At 33.2% G+C, this 21,244-nt stretch carries 17 protein-coding genes; 14 read left to right on the top strand and 3 right to left on the bottom strand.

From position 1 onward, the window contains the following. Positions 1-74: 74 nt before the first annotated feature. A complete protein-coding gene (locus QO263_RS16935) occupies positions 75-1,811 on the top strand; it encodes an NADH-dependent [FeFe] hydrogenase, group A6 (protein WP_285624018.1) in 1,737 nt (578 codons plus the stop codon). A 9-nt stretch (positions 1,812-1,820) separates the two neighbouring features. Beyond that, a complete protein-coding gene (locus QO263_RS16930; RefSeq protein WP_285624016.1) occupies positions 1,821-2,300 on the top strand; it encodes an ECF transporter S component in 480 nt (159 codons plus the stop codon). A gap of 78 nt (positions 2,301-2,378) precedes the next feature. On the opposite strand, the gene QO263_RS16925 is transcribed toward QO263_RS16930, so the two are convergent. Further along, on the bottom strand, positions 2,379-3,326 hold the full coding sequence (locus QO263_RS16925; RefSeq protein ID WP_285624014.1) for a calcium/sodium antiporter: 948 nt from the start codon (positions 3,324-3,326) through the stop codon (positions 2,379-2,381). Positions 3,327-3,473: 147 nt separating this feature from the next. Between QO263_RS16925 and QO263_RS16920 the strand changes: the two genes are divergently transcribed. The 11 genes from QO263_RS16920 (at position 3,474) to QO263_RS16870 (ending at position 18,352) form a co-directional block, all read left to right on the top strand. Next, on the top strand, positions 3,474-4,964 hold the full coding sequence (locus tag QO263_RS16920; protein WP_285624011.1) for a leucyl aminopeptidase: 1,491 nt from the start codon (positions 3,474-3,476) through the stop codon (positions 4,962-4,964). 192 nt (positions 4,965-5,156) lie between these two features. Continuing rightward, entirely contained in the window at positions 5,157-6,920 is a 1,764-nt protein-coding gene (locus QO263_RS16915) for an ABC transporter ATP-binding protein (RefSeq protein ID WP_285624009.1), read from the top strand. Beyond that, on the top strand, positions 6,921-8,648 hold the full coding sequence (locus tag QO263_RS16910; RefSeq protein WP_285624006.1) for an ABC transporter ATP-binding protein: 1,728 nt from the start codon (positions 6,921-6,923) through the stop codon (positions 8,646-8,648). It abuts the gene before it with no gap. A 259-nt stretch (positions 8,649-8,907) separates the two neighbouring features. After that, positions 8,908-9,450 (top strand): chromate transporter, encoded by a 543-nt coding sequence (locus QO263_RS16905; protein WP_285624003.1) that lies wholly within the window; start codon positions 8,908-8,910, stop codon positions 9,448-9,450. After that, positions 9,450-9,974: a chromate transporter gene (locus QO263_RS16900; RefSeq protein WP_285624000.1), complete on the top strand. Its 525-nt coding sequence runs from the start codon at positions 9,450-9,452 to the stop codon at positions 9,972-9,974. The genes QO263_RS16905 and QO263_RS16900 overlap by 1 nt, the downstream gene beginning before the upstream one ends. A gap of 13 nt (positions 9,975-9,987) precedes the next feature. Continuing rightward, positions 9,988-11,604 (top strand): gamma-glutamyltransferase, encoded by a 1,617-nt coding sequence (ggt, locus tag QO263_RS16895; protein WP_285623997.1) that lies wholly within the window; start codon positions 9,988-9,990, stop codon positions 11,602-11,604. A 128-nt stretch (positions 11,605-11,732) separates the two neighbouring features. After that, complete coding sequence (locus QO263_RS16890; protein WP_285623995.1) at positions 11,733-12,638, top strand: hypothetical protein; 906 nt, start codon at positions 11,733-11,735, stop codon at positions 12,636-12,638. Positions 12,639-12,694: 56 nt separating this feature from the next. Next, positions 12,695-13,678, top strand: a complete 984-nt coding sequence (locus QO263_RS16885; protein WP_285623990.1) for a DUF4349 domain-containing protein — start codon at positions 12,695-12,697, stop codon at positions 13,676-13,678. Positions 13,679-13,753: 75 nt separating this feature from the next. Continuing rightward, positions 13,754-14,590, top strand: a complete 837-nt coding sequence (locus QO263_RS16880; RefSeq protein WP_285623987.1) for an aminotransferase class IV — start codon at positions 13,754-13,756, stop codon at positions 14,588-14,590. Between the two features lie 1,021 nt (positions 14,591-15,611). Next, on the top strand, positions 15,612-17,042 hold the full coding sequence (locus QO263_RS16875; protein ID WP_285623986.1) for a TldD/PmbA family protein: 1,431 nt from the start codon (positions 15,612-15,614) through the stop codon (positions 17,040-17,042). Then, positions 17,042-18,352, top strand: coding sequence for a metallopeptidase TldD-related protein (locus tag QO263_RS16870; protein WP_285623983.1), 1,311 nt, complete (start codon positions 17,042-17,044; stop codon positions 18,350-18,352). The genes QO263_RS16875 and QO263_RS16870 overlap by 1 nt, the downstream gene beginning before the upstream one ends. A 186-nt stretch (positions 18,353-18,538) precedes the next feature. Here QO263_RS16870 and QO263_RS16865 read toward each other — a convergent pair whose 3' ends face one another. Next, positions 18,539-20,320, bottom strand: a complete 1,782-nt coding sequence (locus QO263_RS16865) for a M3 family oligoendopeptidase (RefSeq protein WP_285623980.1) — start codon at positions 20,318-20,320, stop codon at positions 18,539-18,541. 221 nt (positions 20,321-20,541) lie between these two features. Between QO263_RS16865 and QO263_RS16860 the strand changes: the two genes are divergently transcribed. Next, positions 20,542-20,946: a C-GCAxxG-C-C family (seleno)protein gene (locus QO263_RS16860; protein ID WP_285623977.1), complete on the top strand. Its 405-nt coding sequence runs from the start codon at positions 20,542-20,544 to the stop codon at positions 20,944-20,946. A gap of 9 nt (positions 20,947-20,955) precedes the next feature. Here the strand turns inward: QO263_RS16860 and QO263_RS16855 are convergent, their stop codons facing one another. Then, complete coding sequence (locus QO263_RS16855) at positions 20,956-21,216, bottom strand: cysteine-rich small domain-containing protein (RefSeq protein ID WP_285623974.1); 261 nt, start codon at positions 21,214-21,216, stop codon at positions 20,956-20,958. Positions 21,217-21,244 lie beyond the last annotated feature (28 nt).

The following is a 21,244-nucleotide window of genomic DNA, read 5'->3' as shown; positions in this document are numbered from 1 at the left end:
AGCTGCTTAAAAAGCTTCTTTTGCAAGGAGTTTTTTCTGTTTTCAAAATGTTTATGATAAAGGGGATAGATATTATGGAAATGATAAGCATGACGATTGATGGCATCAAGACACAAGTACCAAAAGGACGAACTGTTTTGGAGGCTGCTAGAGAATTAAATATTCACATTCCAACCCTTTGCTTTCTAAAGGGACTCAACGAAGTTGGTTCCTGTAGAATGTGTGTTGTAGAGGTAAAAGGGGCAAGAACTCTGCAAGCATCATGTATTCTTCAAGCTCAGGATGGCATGGAAGTATTGACATCTTCAAAGAAAGTCAGAGAAGCTAGAGCAACTATTCTTGAACTTATTCTTGCAAGACATGAAAGAGAATGTCTTATTTGTTCAAGAAATCTAAATTGCGAACTTCAAAAGCTAGCTGAAGAAATGGGTATAGATAAATTGGATTATCAAAATGAAAAGAAGCCATATGCTGTAGACTATGCCTCCCCTTCAGTAGTTAGAGATCAAAACAAATGTATACTTTGTGGGAGATGCGTAAGAGTATGTAAAAATGTTCAGGGAACAGGAGTTATAGACTTTGTTGGCAGAGGAATCGAAACTGTAGTAACTACTCCTTTTGAAAAGAGCTTGTCTGATATAGCATGTATAAATTGTGGACAGTGTATAAAGGTGTGCCCAGTTGGTGCTTTAAGAGAAAAGGACGATAGGGATAAAGTATGGGAAGCATTAGAAGACAATGATTTGCATGTTGTTGTTCAAACTGCTCCAGCAGTTAGAGTTGCTTTAGGTGAAGAATTTGGTATGCCTGTAGGAACTAATGTAGAGGGGAAAATGGTAACAGCTCTTAGAAGATTAGGTTTTAATAAGATATTTGATACAGATTTTGCAGCGGATTTGACAATTATAGAAGAAGGTACAGAGCTTCTAGGAAGAATAAAGAATGGTGGAAAGCTACCAATGATTACTTCCTGTTCACCAGGTTGGATTAAATATTGTGAGCATTATCATAACGATTTCCTAGATAATCTATCAAGCTGCAAATCTCCTCATCAAATGCTTGGTGCATTGACTAAATCATACTATGCAGAAAAGATGGGAATAGATCCTAAAAAAGTCTTTGTCGTGTCTGTAATGCCTTGTACAGCTAAAAAGTATGAATCTGCACGAGAGGAATTATCAGTAAATGGATTGAGTGATGTAGATGCAGTTATTACTACAAGAGAATTGGCTAAGATGATAAAAGAAGCTAGAATAGATTTTAAATCCTTGGAGGAACAAAGCTTCGACAAGATTATGGGAGAATCCACAGGTGCTGCAGTAATATTTGGTACTACTGGCGGTGTTATGGAGGCTGCATTAAGAACTGTAGCTGATATATTGACAGGACAAGATTTAAAAGAAATAGAATATGCTCCAGTAAGAGGATTAGAAGGAATTAAAGAAGCTTCTGTAAAGATAGGCGATTTAGATATAAAAGTAGCAGTTGCACATGGCACAGGAAATGCTGGACGCCTTCTAGATAGTGTTAAAAATGGTGAAGCAAATTATCATTTTATAGAGATAATGGGATGCCCAGGAGGTTGTATAAACGGCGGAGGACAGCCAATTATAATGGATAAAGAAAAAACTGAAGAAGTATGTAAATTAAGAGCACAAGGCCTATATAATATTGATAGAGAAATGCCATTGAGAAAATCTCATACTAATCCAGAAATCAAGGCTTTGTACGATGAATATCTAGGAGAAGCTAATGGACATAAGGCCCACCAGCTACTACACACTCATTATGTGAAAAGAGAAAGGTTTTAGGTGGTATAAATGAATAAAAAAGTAGGTACTTTGACTAGAGCGGCTATATTGCTAGCAATTGCTTTAGTGTTTCAATTTGTAAAAATGGGTCAGCTAGTCACTGGATCTGGTATCAATGCAGTACTAATCATAGCAGCCCAAATATGTGGATTGCCATGGGCAATGGCTATTGGATTTATTACACCTTTTATGGCTGTAGTTTTAGGAGTTCAACCTCCTGCAATGATTATAGTTGTACCTTTTATTATAGCAGGTAATATTCTATATGGAACTATCTATTCATTGTTAAAAAGAAGAAGTAAAATAATTGGAGTTATTGCTGCAGCATTTATAAAGTTTGGATTATTATATTCTGCTGTAAACTTCTTCTTAACAGTAAATCCTCCAATAAAAGCGGCATTAAGCTTCCCTCAGCTTTTAACTGCCTTAATAGGAGGTTCAATAGCCCTAGTTGTTTTACAAGTTTTAGAGAGAATATATAAAAAATAATATAACTAAAAACTAAGATATTAAAGAAAGAAGATTAGCTTTATGTAGACCTATGTCTAGAGCTAATCTTCTTTTTATTTACAGATATACACTATATAAAAACACAACATACCCAATATAAATCACCAATAAAATTATACTCTGAGCTCTATAAATTTTCTTTTTAATAAAAGAAGGAATAACCAAAGTTAGCATAATTAAAAGGGCAATAGGAAAGTCAAGTAATATATTTTGTCTTAATATTTTAAGTGGAGCTATAAAAGCAGATATTCCAGTAACCATGGTGATATTTAATATATTTGCTCCTATTATATTTCCAATTGATATATTAGAATGGCCTTTTTTTAGTGCAGTAATTGCTGTTGCAAATTCAGGCAAGGATGTACCTACTGCAATTATTGATAGGGCTATGACTGATTCAGGCACACCTATGCCTTTTGCAATTACTATCCCACTGTGTATAAGCAACTCTGCTCCTGCAAATATGGAAATAGCCCCAACTGCAAAGAGCACACCAATTTTTAATTTGGTCTTAGGCTCCAAATGAAGTTTTTCATTAACAGTTTTTTTGCTAGTTCTATTTTTAAGAATAAAGAAGTCACAAACCACATAGATAATAAGCATAGCAATGAGTATGAGTGAATCTGATTTGCTAACTGTACCGTCAAACGCCAGATATGCCATTATAATAAAATAAGAAATCATAAGAATAGACTTTAGCTTAAAAAAGTTGCTATTTATTTTACTAGGCTTTATAATACTAACAAATGCAAGTATTAATCCAATGTTGCAGATTATTGAGCCAACTGCATTTCCGACACTCATAGTAGTAAATCCATCTTGAGCAGCCGTTATAGAGACAATAGCCTCTGGAAGGGTAGTGGCGAAGCTTACAATGGTAGCTCCAATAAGAACCTCTGGAAGTCCCGAAGCTCTAGCTAAGGAAATTGCAGAATCTGTGAACCAATCTCCACCCTTTATAATTAATAATAAACCTATAAAAAAAAGTAAAATTGCGTATAGCAAAATAAGGCCCCCTTACGATAATGTTGTATAATTAATATGTATTATAAATAATTTAAAATATACATATGATTATATATTGAAGGAAAATAGGCCTTTGTATAGAAATCTAATGTTATAAGTATTTAAAAATAAGAAGGAGATGTTACTATGGTACTTGAAGTATTAACTAAAAAAATTACTGATGATTTTTCTGAGGCAATTGTATTGCCATATTATGAAGGCTTTGCAGACTCAGATGTAAATACATCAATAAAAGAAGCTGAGAATATGATAAAATACTTATTAAGTGAAGAAGAGTTTTTAGGAAAATATAATGAAGTACAAAGCTTTAAATTAGCTAGAAAGGACAATCCTAAGAAAGTAGTATTGCTGGGACTAGGAAAAAAAGAAGAATTAGATTTAGAAAAGATTAGAAAAATATTCGCAAAAGCTATAAAAGAGATAATGGAACTTAAAGCAAAGAGGGTGGATATTTATCCTGTATGCAGCAATAATGACTTATCATTAAGTCAAATAACAAGGACAATGACAGAGGGATTATTACTAGGCAGCTATAAATTTGATAAATATATAAAAGATAAAAAAGAAAACCCAATTAATAATATATACATTGTTGGAACAGAGGCAGATGAGATAGTAGATATAGATAAAGGTATAGAAGAAGGAAATGTTCTAAGCAAAGCAACTATTTTAGCTAGAGATATGGTAAATGAACCTGCAAACATATTGACACCTGTAAAATTAGCTGCTATTGCAGAACGAACAGGTAAAGAAAGCGGATTTGATGTAGAAATTTTAAAAGAGGATAAGATACAAGAGCTTGGTATGGAAGCATTTTTAGCTGTCAGTAGAGCTTCAGAGAATACACCAAGATTAATAATTATGAGATATTTTGGGGACAAAAAGAATAAAAAAGAGGTTATAGGTCTAGTAGGGAAAGGCCTTACTTATGATAGTGGTGGTCTTTGTATTAAATCAAAAGATGGCATGGTAAATATGAAGAGTGATATGGGTGGAGCAGCATCTGTGGTAGGAGCTATGAAGGCCATTGCAGAGAGAAAGCTAAAAGCTAACGTAATCGCAGTAGTTGCAGCATGTGAAAACTCAATTAGCGGCAATGCATATAGAACTGGTGATATAATTGGCTCTATGGCAGGAAAAACTATATTTATTGGAAGTACTGATGCAGAAGGCAGATTGACTTTGGCTGATGCTGTACATTATATTATTGAAAAAGAAAAGGTTACAAAGGTTTTGGATATAGCTACATTAACTGGAGGAGCTGTAGTTACTTTAGGCTCATTGGCTACAGTAGTAGTATCTAATGATGATGAATTTTACAAGGCCCTAGAGGATGCATCAAAAATAGCAGGAGAAAAGATTTGGAGAATGCCTAACTTTGAAGAGTACAAAGAGCTTATAAAATCTAAGGTAGCAGACTTGACCAATTCTGCAGGAAATCCTCAAGCAATAACAGCAGCATTATTTGTAGGTGAATTTGTACAGGATAAACCTTGGATACACATGGATATAGCAGGTACAGCTTTTACAAGTAAAGGCAGTGAATATATAGCAGAAGGCGGTACAGGAGTAGCAGTGAGAACCATTTATCAAATGGTGAAGGAAATATCTAAATAACTTTCTTTATTGATCAAAAAGGTGTAATAAAGCTATTAAATTAGTTTTATTACGCCTTTTTTGTTTTGAATAAAAAAGCTAATCAAATATTAAGATGTTTAATATAGATATTAAATATCTTAATAAATATATTGACATCTTTAATATACAGCATTATAATCTAATTAGCAAATATTGTATGGGGTGATGGGCATGGAGAGTAAAAGCAGTTTTAAAAAATTTATTAGACTACTGAAAGCATTTCCTAAAAAATTATACTTTATTTTAGGAATAGTTTTTCTTACTATTTTATCAGTAACAAGTATATTAGGTTCTTATATCATCAAAGAATTTTTAGATGCAGCAACTAATAAGAATATGGCTCACTTTAAAGAAACTATTTTTTTAGGCCTTATAATTTTTGGCTTAGATACAATACTAATTTATGCAAAAAATAGATTACTAGGCATATATACAGAATCTGGAGTATCTAGACTTAGAAAGCTAATAGCTGAGAAAATAGTTCTTATGCCTGTTAAAGAATTGGAGGGTAGGCACTCAGGTGACTATGTTTCAATAGCAACAAATGATATAGGAAAAATTAAAACATTTTTATCAACTACAGTATCACAGATGGTTATGATTCCGCTTTCAGCCATTGGAGCTTTAATATATCTCTGTATTTTAAACTGGAAGTTAACCCTAATAAGCTTAATCCTAACTCCTATATTGTTGTTAGGTGCAGGAAAACTAAGCGAACCCATAGGGAAGATTAGCAAAGCACTTCAGGAAAAATTGGGAAAGGTAAATTCCATTGTACAAGATGTAATTGGAGGAATAGAGATAAGTAAAGCATATAATCTAGAAGAAAGCTTAGGCAAAAAGCATGACGAAGCTGTTAATGAAAGTGTGGAAAGTGGAAAACGTCTAGCAAAATTGATGTCCATGTTAGAGAGCTTTTCACAAGTATTAGGAATAATCCCTTTTTTCACTACCTTTATTATAGGTGGATATTGGGCTATTAAAGGCACTATGACTGTTGGAAGTTTAATAGCATTTATAAATTTATTAAATTACTTGACTAATCCTATAAGCTCCCTTCCTAGACTAATAGGGGAGACGAAAAGTAGCTTGTCTGCTGCCGATAGGGTTTTTGAAATACTAGATGCAGATGAAGAAAGAATAGATGGCTCTAGTTTTGAAATAGACAAGTCCTCAGAAGCGATTAGCTTTAGCAATGTAGCTTTTTCCTATCCCAATAGAGAGGAAAAAATACTTAATGGACTGAGTTTTGCTATTAAGAAAGGAGAATCGGTTGCTATAGTAGGTCCAAGTGGTGGAGGAAAGAGTACAATAATTAGACTTTTATTAGGATATTATGATAGCTATAGTGGAGAAATAAAAGTAGGAGAGAAGGAAATTAAAGAATGGAATCTAGATAGTCTTAGGAGCAACTCTGCATTGGTCTCTCAAGATACTTACTTATTTCCTGATACAATAAGGACAAACATTAACTACGGAAGATTAGATGCTGACTACGAAGATGTTGTTAAAGCTGCTAAAAGTGCCAATGCAGATGAATTTATAACTGAACTTGAAAATAGTTATGACACAGTAGTCGGTCAACTGGGAAACACTTTATCCGGAGGACAGAAGCAAAGATTGTCCATAGCTAGAGCTATGTTAAAGGAGGCACCCATACTATTATTAGACGAAGCTACATCTGCACTAGACACAGAATCTGAAGCGCTAGTTCAAGAAGCCTTAAGAGAGTCTATTAAAAATAAAACTAGTTTGATCATAGCCCATAGACTATCAACAATTAAAAATGTAGACAGAATTTTAGTATTAAAGGATGGAGCAATAGTTGAAGAAGGAAGCCATGATGAACTACTTACCCTTAATGGAGTCTATACAGAACTTTATAACAATCAGCTTAAAAATCAAGAGCTGACTTTAAAGAAGGAGGTGGTATAAATGAGGGAAAATAGCTTTCTAAGAATTTTTAAATTTATGAAAAAGCTACTTATACCATATACATTTGGATTATTAGTGCTTTCAATATTTGGTCTTTTACTCCAAGTATTTATTTCCCTAATATTCAAGGATATGTTTGATGCAATAGCTATTAAAGAATGGTCAATGTTAATATACGCAGTTAAGCAATATGGAATATATGTTATACTCATGTTTGTAATTTATCCAGTATTTTTATATATGGCCCACTATTCTGCTGCTATAACTACAGGTAATATAAGAAAAAATGTGTTTTCAAAGGTTAAGGTCTTGCCTCTTTCATATATTAAAGGCAAACATAGTGGAGATCTAATTTCCAGATTGACAAATGATATTAATGAGGTTGAAAAAGCTTATTCCAGTTACTTTATTAAATTTTCATCTATGATACTTATGGGAATAGGAACTTTGATATTTACATTTATTTTAGAATGGCGTTTAGGCATTTTATCTCTAATATTTGGTTTAACCAGTTTGTTAGTTAATATTAATTACGCTAAGGTACTTAAAAATATGAGCGCAGAAGTACAGGAAAGCTTATCTAGATTAAATGAAAGACTGACAGATGTATTGGAAAGTATTCATATTATTAGAAGCTTCAATATAGCCAGTGTTATATTAGGCAAATACAATAAGGCCAATGAAGAGGCATATGACATATCTTGTAGTAGAGTAAATAAAAAAGCTATGGTCTCGACTATAAACAACATTATAGGAATAATTACATTTGTAGGAACTGTAGCTGTAGGTGCATATTTGGCGATTAAGGGATACATATCTATAGGAATAATTATTGCCGCTGTTCAACTGCAAAATGGTGTGAGCTCACTTGCTCAAGGTCTTGGAGATTTCATATCTGAGCTTCAAGGCTCCCTTGCAGCAGCAGACAGGTTATTTGAAATATTAGATGAGGAAGAAGAGCCTGTAAGCTTTGATGCAGTGATTAGTGAAGATATTGAAGATGATAGTGCTATTGGATTCTATGATGTGAGCTTTGAATATGGCAATAAAAAAGTATTAGATAATTTGTCATTTACAGTACCTAAGGGAAAGGTTTATGCATTAGCTGGACCCAGTGGTGGAGGGAAAAGTACTATTTTTAAGCTATTATTGAATTTCTATCCATCTAATGAAGGGAATATAACAATAAATGGTAAATTCATATCCAATCAAAAAATAAGGGATATAAGAAGCAATATTGCTTATGTGCCACAGGATGCATACTTGTTTTCAGGAACCATTATGGATAATATAAAGCAAGGAAAAGAAGATGCAACTCGTGATGAAATAGTGAACGCAGCTAAAATGGCCAATGCTCATGATTTTATAATAAATATGGAGGATGGATACGACACATTAGTGGGGGAAAAGGGTACTAAGCTTTCCGGAGGGCAAAGGCAGAGAATAGCTATAGCAAGAGCAATACTAAAGGATGCAACAATCCTTTTATTAGATGAAGCAACTTCTGCTCTTGATACAGAATCGGAAAAGTTAGTTCAAGAAGCGTTGAATAAACTGATGATAGGAAGAACCACATTAATTATAGCTCATAGGTTATCTACTATTGAAGATGCAGATAATATATTAGTTCTAAAAGAAGGAGAAATTGCAGAAATAGGAACTCATGAAGAGCTATTAGAGCTTAATGGAATATATGAAGGATTATATGCCCAGCAATTTAGCAACTAAGTTACTTCCTTCATATTCCCTTTATATTTTCTTTTTATAATTAAAATACCAAACACATAAGGGGTACTTAGTTATGAAAGAGAAAATCATAGTTTTATCAACTGTCCTTAATATGGGCAGTTTTTTTATGACCTAACCCGATTTCCTAAGTCTTCTTTAACAAATAAACTTGAGTTAAAAGTCTTTGATTTCTATACACTTTTTGATTATTATCTGATAAAGTATGTATTAGGACTCAAACTAAAAAAGAGGTGACATAATGAAAAAACATTTAGAAATGTTTTCAGCTTTTTTCAAAATAGGTGCATTTACAATAGGCGGAGGATATGCCATGGTACCACTCATTGAGGCTGAAGTTGTAGATAAGAAAAAATGGATTGAAAAAGATGAATTTGTAGACACTCTGGCATTAGCTCAATCTGCACCAGGGCCTATAGCAGTAAATACAGCTGTATTTGTGGGCTTTAAAATGGATAGATATAGAGGCGCCTTTTTTACTACATTAGGAGCAGTATTGCCTTCATTTCTGATTATTTTAGCAATAGCTACTTTCTTTAGTCAGATAAGAGACATACAAGAAATTGAAAGTGCATTTAAAGCCATAAGACCTGCTGTAGTGGCCTTAATAGCTTCTTCAGTCATTAGCCTATCTAAAAGCTCCAAGTTAAAGGGAAAAGCCTTAATAATTCCCATAGCCGTAGCTCTTTGTGTCAAATATTTTAAAATAACTCCTATTATATTTATTATATTAGCCGTTATTGGAGGAAATATTTACATGGCTAAAAAGGGAGGTAAAGAATAATGGTTTACCTAAGCCTTTTCATTACATTTTTTAAAATAGGGCTTTTTAGCTTTGGTGGAGGATATGCCATGCTGCCTCTTATACAGACAGAAGTAGTTGATATCAATAATTGGGTTAGTATCAGTGAATTTACGGATATAGTTGCTATATCACAGATTACACCAGGGCCTATTGCAATAAATAGTGCTACATATATTGGATATACAGTTACAAATGGTATTTTAGGCTCGTTTTTTGCCACACTAGGAGTTACACTACCATCTGTAATTATAATGCTGATAATATGCAATTTCTTTTTTAAATTTAAGAATAACAAGTATGTAGAAAATGCATTTGTAGGACTTAGGCCGGTAGTAGTAGGACTTGTATTATCAGCAATGCTGCTATTAATTAATAAAGAAACCTTTATCGATTATAAAAGCATTATATTTTTTGCACTAGCTTTTTTTGCAACATATAAATATAAAATGAATCCCATACTAATAACATTTGTGGCAGGGATTTTAGGGTATTTCATATATTAAGGAGGAATTAGTCTTGAAATTTAGATTTGATCCTTTAACTTACAGCTACCAATCTAAGCGAAACGTGGTTTATGGTAAAAAAGGTATGGTTGCTACAGGCAATCCCTTAGCAGCCCAAGCAGGACTTGAAATACTAAAAAAGGGAGGCAATGCCATAGATGCAGCCATTGCAACTGCAGCTACTTTAACGGTTGTAGAGCCAACAGCTAATGGAATAGGTGGAGATGCATTTGCACTAGTATGGGCAGGAAACAAGCTTCATGGCTTAAACAGCAGTGGACCTTCACCAAAGACAATAAACGCTAAGACATTAAAAGAATTAGGTTATACAGAAATGCCTAAGTATGGCATAATACCTGTCAATGTGCCAGGCGCACCAGCTGCTTGGGCAGAACTTTCAAAGAAATTCGGCAAGCTTCCATTTGATGAAGTACTAGAGCCTGCAATTAAATATGCAGAGGAAGGCTTTGCTATTCAGCCAGGAGTAGGAGCTGGATGGGCAGCAGCATTTAGAAACTATTCTAAGGAAAGAGAAGATAAAGAGGAATTTCAAACTTGGTTTGATACCTTTGCACCAAATGGCAATTGTCCTAGGATCGGAGATTATATAATATTAAAAGATCATGGAAAGACTTTAAGAGAAATAGCAAGGACTATGGCAGAAAGCTTTTATCGTGGAGAGCTGGCGGAGAAAATCGATTCCTTTTCAAAAAAATACAATGGATATATTACTAAAGAAGATTTGAGATGCTACTATCCAGAATGGGTTGAGCCAATAAGTACTGACTACAAGGGATATGAAGTATATGAGATACCTCCAAATGGTCATGGAATAACTGTCCTCATGGCATTGAATATACTAAAGGATATGAATCTAGGTCCTAGAGATTCCTTTAATAGCACACACCTACAAATAGAAGCTTTAAAGCTCGCCTTTGCAGATGCTCAAAAATACGTAGCTGACCCAAAAACAATGAGAGTAAAGACAGAAGAATTGCTTTCACAAGAGTATGCAGCAGAGAGAAGGAAGTTAATATCAGATAAGGCCATAATGCCTGAAGCTGGACAGCCTTCTAAGGGCGGAACTGTATACCTTTGTACAGCAGACGAAGAAGGAAATATGGTTTCATATATACAAAGCAACTATATGGGTTTTGGCTCAGGACTAGTGGTGCCGAATACAGGGATTTCATTACATAATAGAGGTGCAAATTTTAATTTAGACGAAGAATCAGACAATTGCATTGGAAGCTGTAAAAAACCTTATCATACAATTATTCCAGGATTTCTAACTAAGGACGGAAAGCCAGTAGGACCTTTTGGGATTATGGGAGGATTTATGCAGCCACAGGCTCATCTTCAAGTAATGATAAATACAATAGATTATAATATGAATCCTCAAGAGGCATTAGACAGACCTAGATGGCAATGGGTTGGGGGAAGGACTATAGAGGTAGAGCAGAGCCTTGATAATAGGCTGGCTTTAGAGCTTATGAGAGCAGGCCATGATATTGTAGTCAAGGCAAGTAGTACTGTTTTTGGAAGAGGACAGATAATTTGGAGAAATGATGATGGTGTTCTTTGTGGTGCTACAGAGCCAAGAACAGATGGACAAGTAGCAGTTTGGTAGTATAAATGCTGCTTTAAAAACCGGAGAAAAAGTAGCTAATTGAGAACAAGAAAGTATTTTAAAAAATAAAAAAATACAAATAAATTAAAAGCAATTATCTTGGATATACTAAATTCGAGGTGATTGCTTTGTTTATTTTAAAGAAAAACATAGCCTTAAGGCTTTTATTAATTCTAGCTATGATTATGATTTTGATAACAGCTTGTGGTAAAAAAGCAGAAAAACCGAAGTTGCCAAGCAAGGAAGAAAAAATTCCTGAAAGCTTAAAGGCAATGCAAGAGAAGAATGAAGATTTGATAAAAGAAATAGAAAAAATAGTTGAAGAAATGAAAAAGCCAGAAAAACCAAAAGAAGAAGAAAAAAAGAGCGAGAAAGACGAAAAATCCAATGGAGATAATGAAGAAAAAAAGAGTGATTCAGAAGGAGAAAAAAAATCTGACGAGAATCAAAAAAAGACCTCTAGTGAAAAGACTGGAGAGGAGAAGTCTACTGAAACAAAGCAAGAAAAGATCAATACTATGTGGGAGGTAGCAAAAAAAACCTCAGAAGAAATACATACTTCTTGGGGAAATTATGAAATATTAGCCATAGAAAATGGTATCAAGAAACCAGAATTATCAAAATATGAAGAGGCAATAAATAACTTAACTGTAGCTGTAGAAGAAAAAAACATATTGAAGTCATTAAATTATTCCAATGAAATCACTTATAATATGACTCCTTTCTTTGATTCATATAAGGGAAACCATGAAGGGGAATTAATGAGGCTAAATTACTTTGCTAGGCAAGCTCTCATATACGGAATGGAGGACGAATGGAATAAAAGTGAAGATAGCATAAAGCAGGCAGAAGAGTCTATGAGTATGATTAGGGCAAAAATAAAGCTTGATAAAAAAGATCAAGAGCTTATGGAAAAACTAAACTTGTCAATTATAAATATGAAAACATCTATTCCTAAGAAAAATATTGAGCTTACAAAAATTAAAAGGGATATTGTATTAAAGAACGTAGATGAAATAAAAGGTAAATTATAGTGGAACAAAGGCCACCTATTTCCGTCTAATATAAAAAAGGCACGGGGGTGGCTATTGTGTTTTTAAAGAGTAAAAAAAGATCATTAAGCTTCTTTTTAACCATCATGATGCTAATATTAATAATTTCAGGCTGTTCTGGTAAAGGCAACTTTAGTTCTAATGATAGTGCATCACCAGCCCAACCAGAGACGCAAGAATCACAATCTATGGAGTATTCAAGAGATTCAAATTTAGATTATACAGGTAATATGGGCTTCGGTAATGATGAAAAGAAAGTTGAAGCAGAGCAAAGTACATCAGAGGAAAATATTCAAGTTAATGCTGGCAGAAAGGTAATACGTTCTGCAAACGTGGAACTAGAAACAAAGGAGTTTGATAAAACCACTAATATAATTACAGAAAAAACAAATTATCTTGGAGGTTATATAGAAAGCTCCAGTATAACAGGAGGCCGTCCAATTAATAAAGAAGATTTTAGGAATAGAGTTGCTTCCTTTAAGCTTAGAATTCCTGAAAAGAGCTTTGAACAGCTATTACTTGATTTTAATGATATGGGAAATGTAATAAGGATTGAACGTGGGGGAGAAGATATAACGAGCCAATATTTTGACTCTGAGGCAAGACTGAAATCCTTAACTATTCAAGAAGAAAGACTACTAGAAATACTAAGAAAAGCAGATAAAGTATCGGATATAATAGAATTAGAAAGAGAGCTTTCCAATGTTAGATACCAAATTGAAAATTACACAGGAACCCTAAAAAAGTGGGATAACCTAGTTAGCTTTTCAACCATAGATGTAATAGTATATGAGGTCAGAGAGATAAAGTCACCAGAGCCAGTTACGCTTGGCGAGAGAATAATAGATGGATTTAGCAAATCTATAAAAGGAATTGTGAGTTTAGCTAAGGAACTTATAGTTGTTATAGCAGTGCTATTACCTGTAGTATTTATTTTACTAATTATAGGGTTGATTGCCTTCTACATTGGAAAAAAAGTTATAAAAAGAAGAAATAAAAAAATTGATAGGGATGAAGAATAAAAAACACTATATTTTTACTCATAATAAGCTATAATGTATATGAAGGATACCAACAATATACTAGAGGTGAGTAGGATGTACAATGAATCAATATTAAAATATTATATGTACAATGGTGAAATAGAACCTACATCAAATGATGAAGGCTTTGAGAAAGCATCTTCGCCATTAATATATGAGGTAATTAGGGTTATAGATGGTGTTCCCATATTTTTAGAGGGACATATAGAAAGAATGAGAAAATCTGCTGAGCTCATAGGTAAGACAATAAAAAAAACTGATGAAGAAATTAAACAAGAAATACATAGGCTGATAGATTCTAATAAAGAGTATAATATGAATATAAAGCTTTTATGTAGCAATGTAGATAGTCCAAATCAAACCTTTATGGCTTACTATATAAAAAGCAGCTATCCAGAAAAAGAAGTATATGAAAAAGGAATCCATACTATTCTTTTCCACTCAGAAAGGGAAAATCCTAATGCTAAAATAGTCAATGCTGATTTAAGACAGAGAATCAATGATGAGATAAAGGAACAAAATGCCTATGAAGCTTTATTAGTAAATAGAAAGGGTTACATTACAGAAGGCAGCAGATCTAATATGTTCTTTGTTAAAGGAGATAAGGTATATACAGCCTCAGCAGGAGATGTGCTTCTAGGAATAACAAGAAATGAAATCATGAATGTATGTAAAGAGCAAAATATAGAGGTAATAGAAGAAGAGGTTCATATGGATTCTTTAAAAGACCTTGATGGAGCATTTATGACAGGAACATCAGTCAATGCTCTTCCTATAGCTACTATAGATGATATTAAATTGGACTCAGTGAATAACAGTATTATCAAAAGAATAGCTGAAGGATATCTGCAAAAGATGCAGGAATATATAAAGTTAAATATAAAAAAATAATAAAAATTGAAAAAAGGTATTGCATTATGTAAAAAATGGTGTTAATATATAAAAGTAGAGCAATTAGTACAGTTTACCAATATAGAAAAGGAGGCCGTGAAAGATGATTATGATAACTTTAAACAAAGCTAATAAAAGTAAAAACAGAAATAGTAATAACGGCCTGTGCATTAAGTAGATAATTGTAAAATTATATTATATTGTTATAATTTTTAATTGATTTATTAGTCGCAGGCATATAGTCTGCGACTTTATTATATATTTGGTGAATTATATTATAAATATATTTTTACTAAAAACTAAAGTTAGTCGTAGGCTATTTCCTACGACTTTTTATTTTGGAAAAATTCACTCCAATATAGAACAAAAAGCCGTAGGTTATTACTGCGGTTTTTTTGTGCTTACTGGTTTACAACAAATTACTTTAATGTAATTTAATTCATATATTAAGGAGGTGATATTTATGATGAGTTTGCTATTAGAATCATTGTTTTTCCCCAAGCGTAAGAAGTATACTGGTTATGAGGAATATGCAAGGCTTGAGCTTAGAAAGTGTTAGTGATATAAAAAATAAGGTTTGTTATTAAAAAATAGGAGGTGTAGGAAGTTATGTTTAAGATTAGCTTATTAACAGAATATTGGTTTTTCCCTCAGCTTATGAAATATACTAATTTTGATGAGTATGTAAAGCTTGGATTTAGCAAGCGTTGCGGGTATTAAGAATGAAGATTAATAATAAAAAATAGGAGGTATATAAACATGAATAAGTTATTATCCTTATCAAGGAGTTTCAGGGATGAATTAAATATAGGATTATTAGAAAGTCATGAGCTTGATTTTATCGACAATACCTGACAAGTTTAATATAGGCAGATGAAGTTTTTAATAGCTTCATCTGCCCAAATCCTATGTAGCTAGTACAATAGATTAATGAGGCAAAACTAATTGCATTATTATTAGATTACTGATAAAGTGTAATTATAAGTTAGCATTTACTGTAAATTAATTAAGGGGGTGCATTATGCAGGTTTCAATGTCAAAATATTTAACAAATCAAAAGAAGACACTAAAGAAATTAATAGAAATCCTACTAAAGGATTTTAAGTATGCTTCAGTTTTAGGAACAGATATAGGTGGAAAAACATATTCAGTCTATAAAACAGGAGCTAGCTTAAATGATTCAGAATGGGCCGAGAGAGGCTTTGTAGTGAGAGTCCATAATGGATATAATTACTCAGAGTATTCTTTTAATGAACTTTCAGAAGCAGAATTAGGCTTATTAGTTGAAAATATAAAAAACAAGGTCAATGAAGATATCAATAATCTGAAAGTTTCAGGAATAAAAACGAGTACTTATCCAGTTATAGAAGAAGATAAAATAGCAGAAAAGCTTTTCAAAGAGGTAGGGGTACTTCCTGAAGAAGTAAGTGCAGAGGAAAAGATCGGGAAGATGACTAAAATAAAAAATGAGGCCTTTACGTATTCAAATCTATTGGTGGATTTCAGAATAAACTACGAAGAGTGTCATATATCCAAAATATTTATTTCTCAAAATAAAGACCTTGAGCAATCTTACATATGGAGTCAAGGTAGTCTTTCAGCAGTAGTTAGAAAAGATGATAACACAAAGTTTTATTATGATAGTGAAGCAGGACTAAAAGGTGTTGAGATCTTAGATGAGCTTCAGAATAAAGTAAAAGAAGTAGTATCATATGCAGAAAAACTTCTAGATGCAAAGAAAATCATTCCAGGAGAGTATGATGTTATCTGTTCACCAGGAATATCAGGTTTAATAGCACATGAAGCCTTTGGGCATGGCGTTGAAATGGATATGTTTGTAAAAAATCGAGCAAAAGCTGCTGAGTTTATCAATAGAGAGGTTGCATCAGAGCTGGTAATCATGCATGATGGAGCAGCTGCAGCAGAGAATGTATCCTCATACCTTTTTGATGATGAAGGTGTGCTTGGGACAGATACTATAATAATAGAGAAAGGAATACTAAAAACTGGAATATCAGATTTGCTTTCTGCTCTTAGACTTGGAACATCACCTACTGGTAATGGGAAAAGAGAATCCTTTGAGAGAAAAGCCTATGCTAGAATGACTAATACTTTCTTTGCGGGAGGCAATAACAAGCTTGAAGATATGATTGCTTCAATAAAAGAAGGATATCTTCTTGATGTTGTCCTAAGTGGTATGGAAGATCCTAAGAATTGGGGAATACAATGCATGATCCTTGTAGCAAAAGAAATAAAAGATGGAAAGCTTACAGGAAATATTATGTCTCCTGTTATTGTGACTGGCTATGTGCCAGATGTTTTAAAATCCATCTCTATGGTATCCGAGGAAGTGGAGATATTTGGTTCAGGAGCTTGTGGAAAGGGCTACAAGGAATGGGTAAAAGCAGCTGATGGAGGACCATATATTAAAGCAAGAGTGAGGTTGGGATAATGATAGAGAAAATAAAAGAAATATTATCAAATATTAACGGAATAGATGGATGGAAAATCAATGAGAGAAGAATTGAGTCAAAGGAACTGTTCTTCATAAAAAAAGAGCTTGATATGAATAGGGCTAAGGATGTACATCATATAAAAGTCACTGTTTATAAGGACTTTGAAGAAGATGGCAAAAAATATAGAGGATCTTCTACAACTGCAATACATCCCACTATGAGTAAAGAAGACATAGAGAGTTCCATAACCAGCGCATTATATGCTTCAAGCTTTGTAAAAAATGAATACTATCCATTAGTTGAGCCTAAAGTAGAGATTAGACCTATAATGGAAAATAGGTTTTCGAAGGATTCTATGTCCAATTGGACGCCTAAGCTTACAGATGAAATTTTTATAGCTGATAAATATGATAAGGGTTGGATTAATTCAACAGAGCTTTTCCTAGACAAGGTAAGCACAAGGATACTAAACTCTAATGGAGTGGATGCTTCATACGAAACCTATAGAGGAGAGCTTGAGTTCATTACAAATTGGCAGGAAGAAAAAGAAGGCGAAGAAGTAGAACTATATAAGGATATTGTCTTTTCAGACTATGACGAGAAATTAATAGTTGAATCAGTAGATGAGATGTTAAAAATATGTAGAGATAAGGCAATTGCAAAACCTACACCTGTACTCAAAAATATACCAGTAATATTATCAGGTGAGCCAGTAAAAGAGTTCTTTGCCTACTATTATGTTCAAGCAGGAGCACGTTCGGTTTATGATCAGACCTCAACTGCTAAGCTAGATAAAAATATACAGGGCGATGATGTAAGAGGAGATAAAGTCAACATTGCTCTTGACCCTTATCTAGACAACTCTACACAATCAGCTCCTTATGATGAGGATGGTCTTAGACTGGCAAGAGTTTCATTATACGAAGATGGTATCTTAAAAAGATATTGGGGAAGCACAAGGTTTTCTCATTATTTAGATATCAAGCCTACTGGCAATATAAGAAATATTGTAGTAGAGGGTGGAACTAAGACTTTAAAAGAGATTAAAGAAGGAGCATATCTAGAACTTGAAGTATTTTCTGATTTTCAAATGGATACATTGACGGGTGATTTTGCAGGAGAAATAAGATTAGGCTGGTACAATGATGGAGAAAAAACAGTGCCAGTAACAGGAGGCTCCATCTCAGGTAATATAAATGAGGTTCATAAAGAAATGTATTTATCAAAGGAAATTCAAAAAATAAATAATTTTAGTGGACCAAAGTCAATTAAGCTGCTAAATGTAAGTATAGCAGGAATAGAATAGTTAAATAAGAAACACCGTTATAACGAAGACTGCTGAAAAAGCTATTTTCTGTCATTCTGAGCGTAAGCGAAGGATCTCTATAAAACTTAAAGTACGAGATTCTTCGGCTTTGCCTCAGAATGACGTACTGGCATTTTCAGTAGTTTGAAATTTGCTAACGGTGTTTTATTTACCTTATCATATTAACTACTTTATCGCATCTGCAAGTTCAATAAATCTTTCAATATCCTGTTCAACAAGCTTCAAGGAGCTTCTCCAGAAATCTATAGAGTGAACATCTATACCTATCATCTTAGTTACATCAGCAATACTATTTCTTCCAGTAGCAACTAGAAGCTTATTATATTCAGGTACGAAATCATTGCCACGTTTTAGATATTCTGCGTAAATTCCCTTAGCAAATAAAAGACCAAATGCATATGGGAAGTTGTAGAAGTTTCTCCCCGCAGAATAATAATGTGTCTTATTAATCCACATATAAGGATGTAAATAGCCATGATCTAACCCATCACCATAGGCCTCTTTTTGTGCATTTATCATCAATTCCTTTAATTCTTTAACGGATAAAGCACTGTCTCTTCTCTTTTCAAATAGATTAGTTTCAAATATATAACGGCTTAATATATCTACAATAACCTGCCCAGCATCTGAAATAGATGATTCTAGAATTCCAAAGGCTTCTTCTTGAGAAGCTTCTTTTAATGCAGCATTCACGACGATTGTTTCACAGAAAATAGAAGCAGTTTCAGCTAAGGGCATTGGATAGCTGCAGTTTAAAATAGATTCATTTTTTAAGCAATGTCCATGATATCCATGGCCTAGCTCATGAGCCAAAGTAGTCATATTGCTAAAGCTTCCATTGAAGTTAGCCATTATACGACTTTCTTGTATTGAACGAAGATTAGAACAAAAAGCTCCACCACGTTTTCCTTCTCTTGGTTCTGCGTCAATCCAATTTTTTTCAAATGCATTGTCTGCAAAATCTGCAAGCTCGTCACTAAAGCTTTTGAAATTCTTAACAATATAATTTTTTGCTTCTTCATATGTAAATGTAATATTTACTTCGCCCATTGGTGCAAACATATCATAGAAAGGAAGACCATTAGAATGTCCTAGAAGTTCAGCTTTCTTTCTAAAGTATTTACGGAAGGCAGGTAAGCTTTCTTTCATAGCGGAAAGCATAGCATCGAGAGTTTCCTTATCCATTCTTGATTTAAATAGAGTTTCTTCTAAAGGAGAAGTGTATCCTCTAAGTCCTGATGTAGTTATTACTTCACCCTTTATTCCATTTAGACATGCTGCAGATGATTCTTCTATTTTTTTATAGGATTCTAGCTCTGCATAATAAGCCGTTTTTCTTGTTACAGGATTTTTTTCGAAAGCTAGGTTTCTAATTGCTGGCAATGGAAGCTGTCTTTTCTCGCCATTTAGCTCTATATCAACTAGAAGAGTTGAAGTAATCATATTTTGAAGATTAGACCAAGCTGTAGAGCCAGTATTTCTCATTTTAGAAATTATTATTTCTTCTTTTTCACCAAGTAGATATTTAGCGTTATTTGCAGCTTCTGCAATGATGAATTCATGATCCTTTAACAATTCTGATGAAGCAAATAATTCGTCGAGATTTTCAATGCTGCCAATCCATTTTTGATAGCTGACAAAGGCCTTAGTCAATTCTGAATATTTAATGCTTAATCTATCAGAAATCTTTAGTGCTTGTTCGTTTTTAGCATCTACGCTGGCAGTGAGGCTTGCAAATGAAGCCAGTTTAGAAAATAAAGTTACAAATTCAGATAAACGTTTTATATATTCCTCTGTCTTTTTTACTGCATTTTCCTTAGAATTGAAATTTGCTTCGGTCCATTCTTTTAAATTGTCAATTTGATTGTAGAGCTTTTCCATATCTCTTTTGAATTCTTCAGATTCAAACGAATTATAAAGCTCATTTAAACTCCATCTCATATCCATAGATTCCCCTCCGTCTTCAAATTTTACCATACATATTAATATTAACTTCAAATCAAAGATTTTTCAATATAAATAATTAGATACACGAAATATTTTTAGATTTATTATTTCTATTAATAAACAGAAACTTTTTAGCAAATTAATATTTATACCTAAAATTTCAGTATTGCTTATTTAACTTTTTATGATAATATGTATTTATTAAAAATGGAGGGCTTAGTATGATTAAAAAATTGATTGCAAATGGATATGGAAAAGAACAAAAATATAATTGCGCAGAAAAAATATTATATGGAGCCAATGAAGCTTATAGTTTAGGATTAGATAAAGAGACCCTGAAGCTAGCCGCAGGATTTGGTGGTGGTATGGGTATAGAGAGCACATGTGGAGCTCTAACAGCATCAGTTATGGCACTTAGCAAGCTTTTTGTAGAAAATACAGCTCATGAAAGCAAAATAAGAGAAATAACAAGTGAGTTCTTGAATAGATATAAAGAAGAAATGAAAAGCATTGAGTGTGCTCCATTGAAAAAAGAATATAGAACTACGCTGAAAGGCTGTGATGATGTAATCATAAAGGCAGCTGAGATATTAGACGAAATAGTGGTTAGAGAAAAAAGAGACTAGAATCAAAACCTAGTCTCTTTCACTTCCTATGCGAATTACTTCTTCCATTTTTTTCATTATATATTCATATCCTCCAGGACTATGGGGAATAATACACTTCGAGCAGTCTTTAATTCCACTACTATAAACGAAATTTCCACCACACTTATCCTTTAGCATATAAAGTGGACAATAGCAAAACAGACAATTAAATTGTTCAGAATCCTTAACATTGTGACAAGGAAAGTATTCGCATTTTGAATTTTGTACATACTTATAATGTGGGCCCATTAGAAATCCTCCTTAATATTGCTTTAGC

The organism is Proteiniborus sp. MB09-C3, from assembly GCF_030263895.1.
Classification (GTDB): Bacteria; Bacillota; Clostridia; order Tissierellales; family Proteiniboraceae; genus Proteiniborus.
This window is presented reverse-complemented; position numbering and strand designations above follow the sequence as displayed.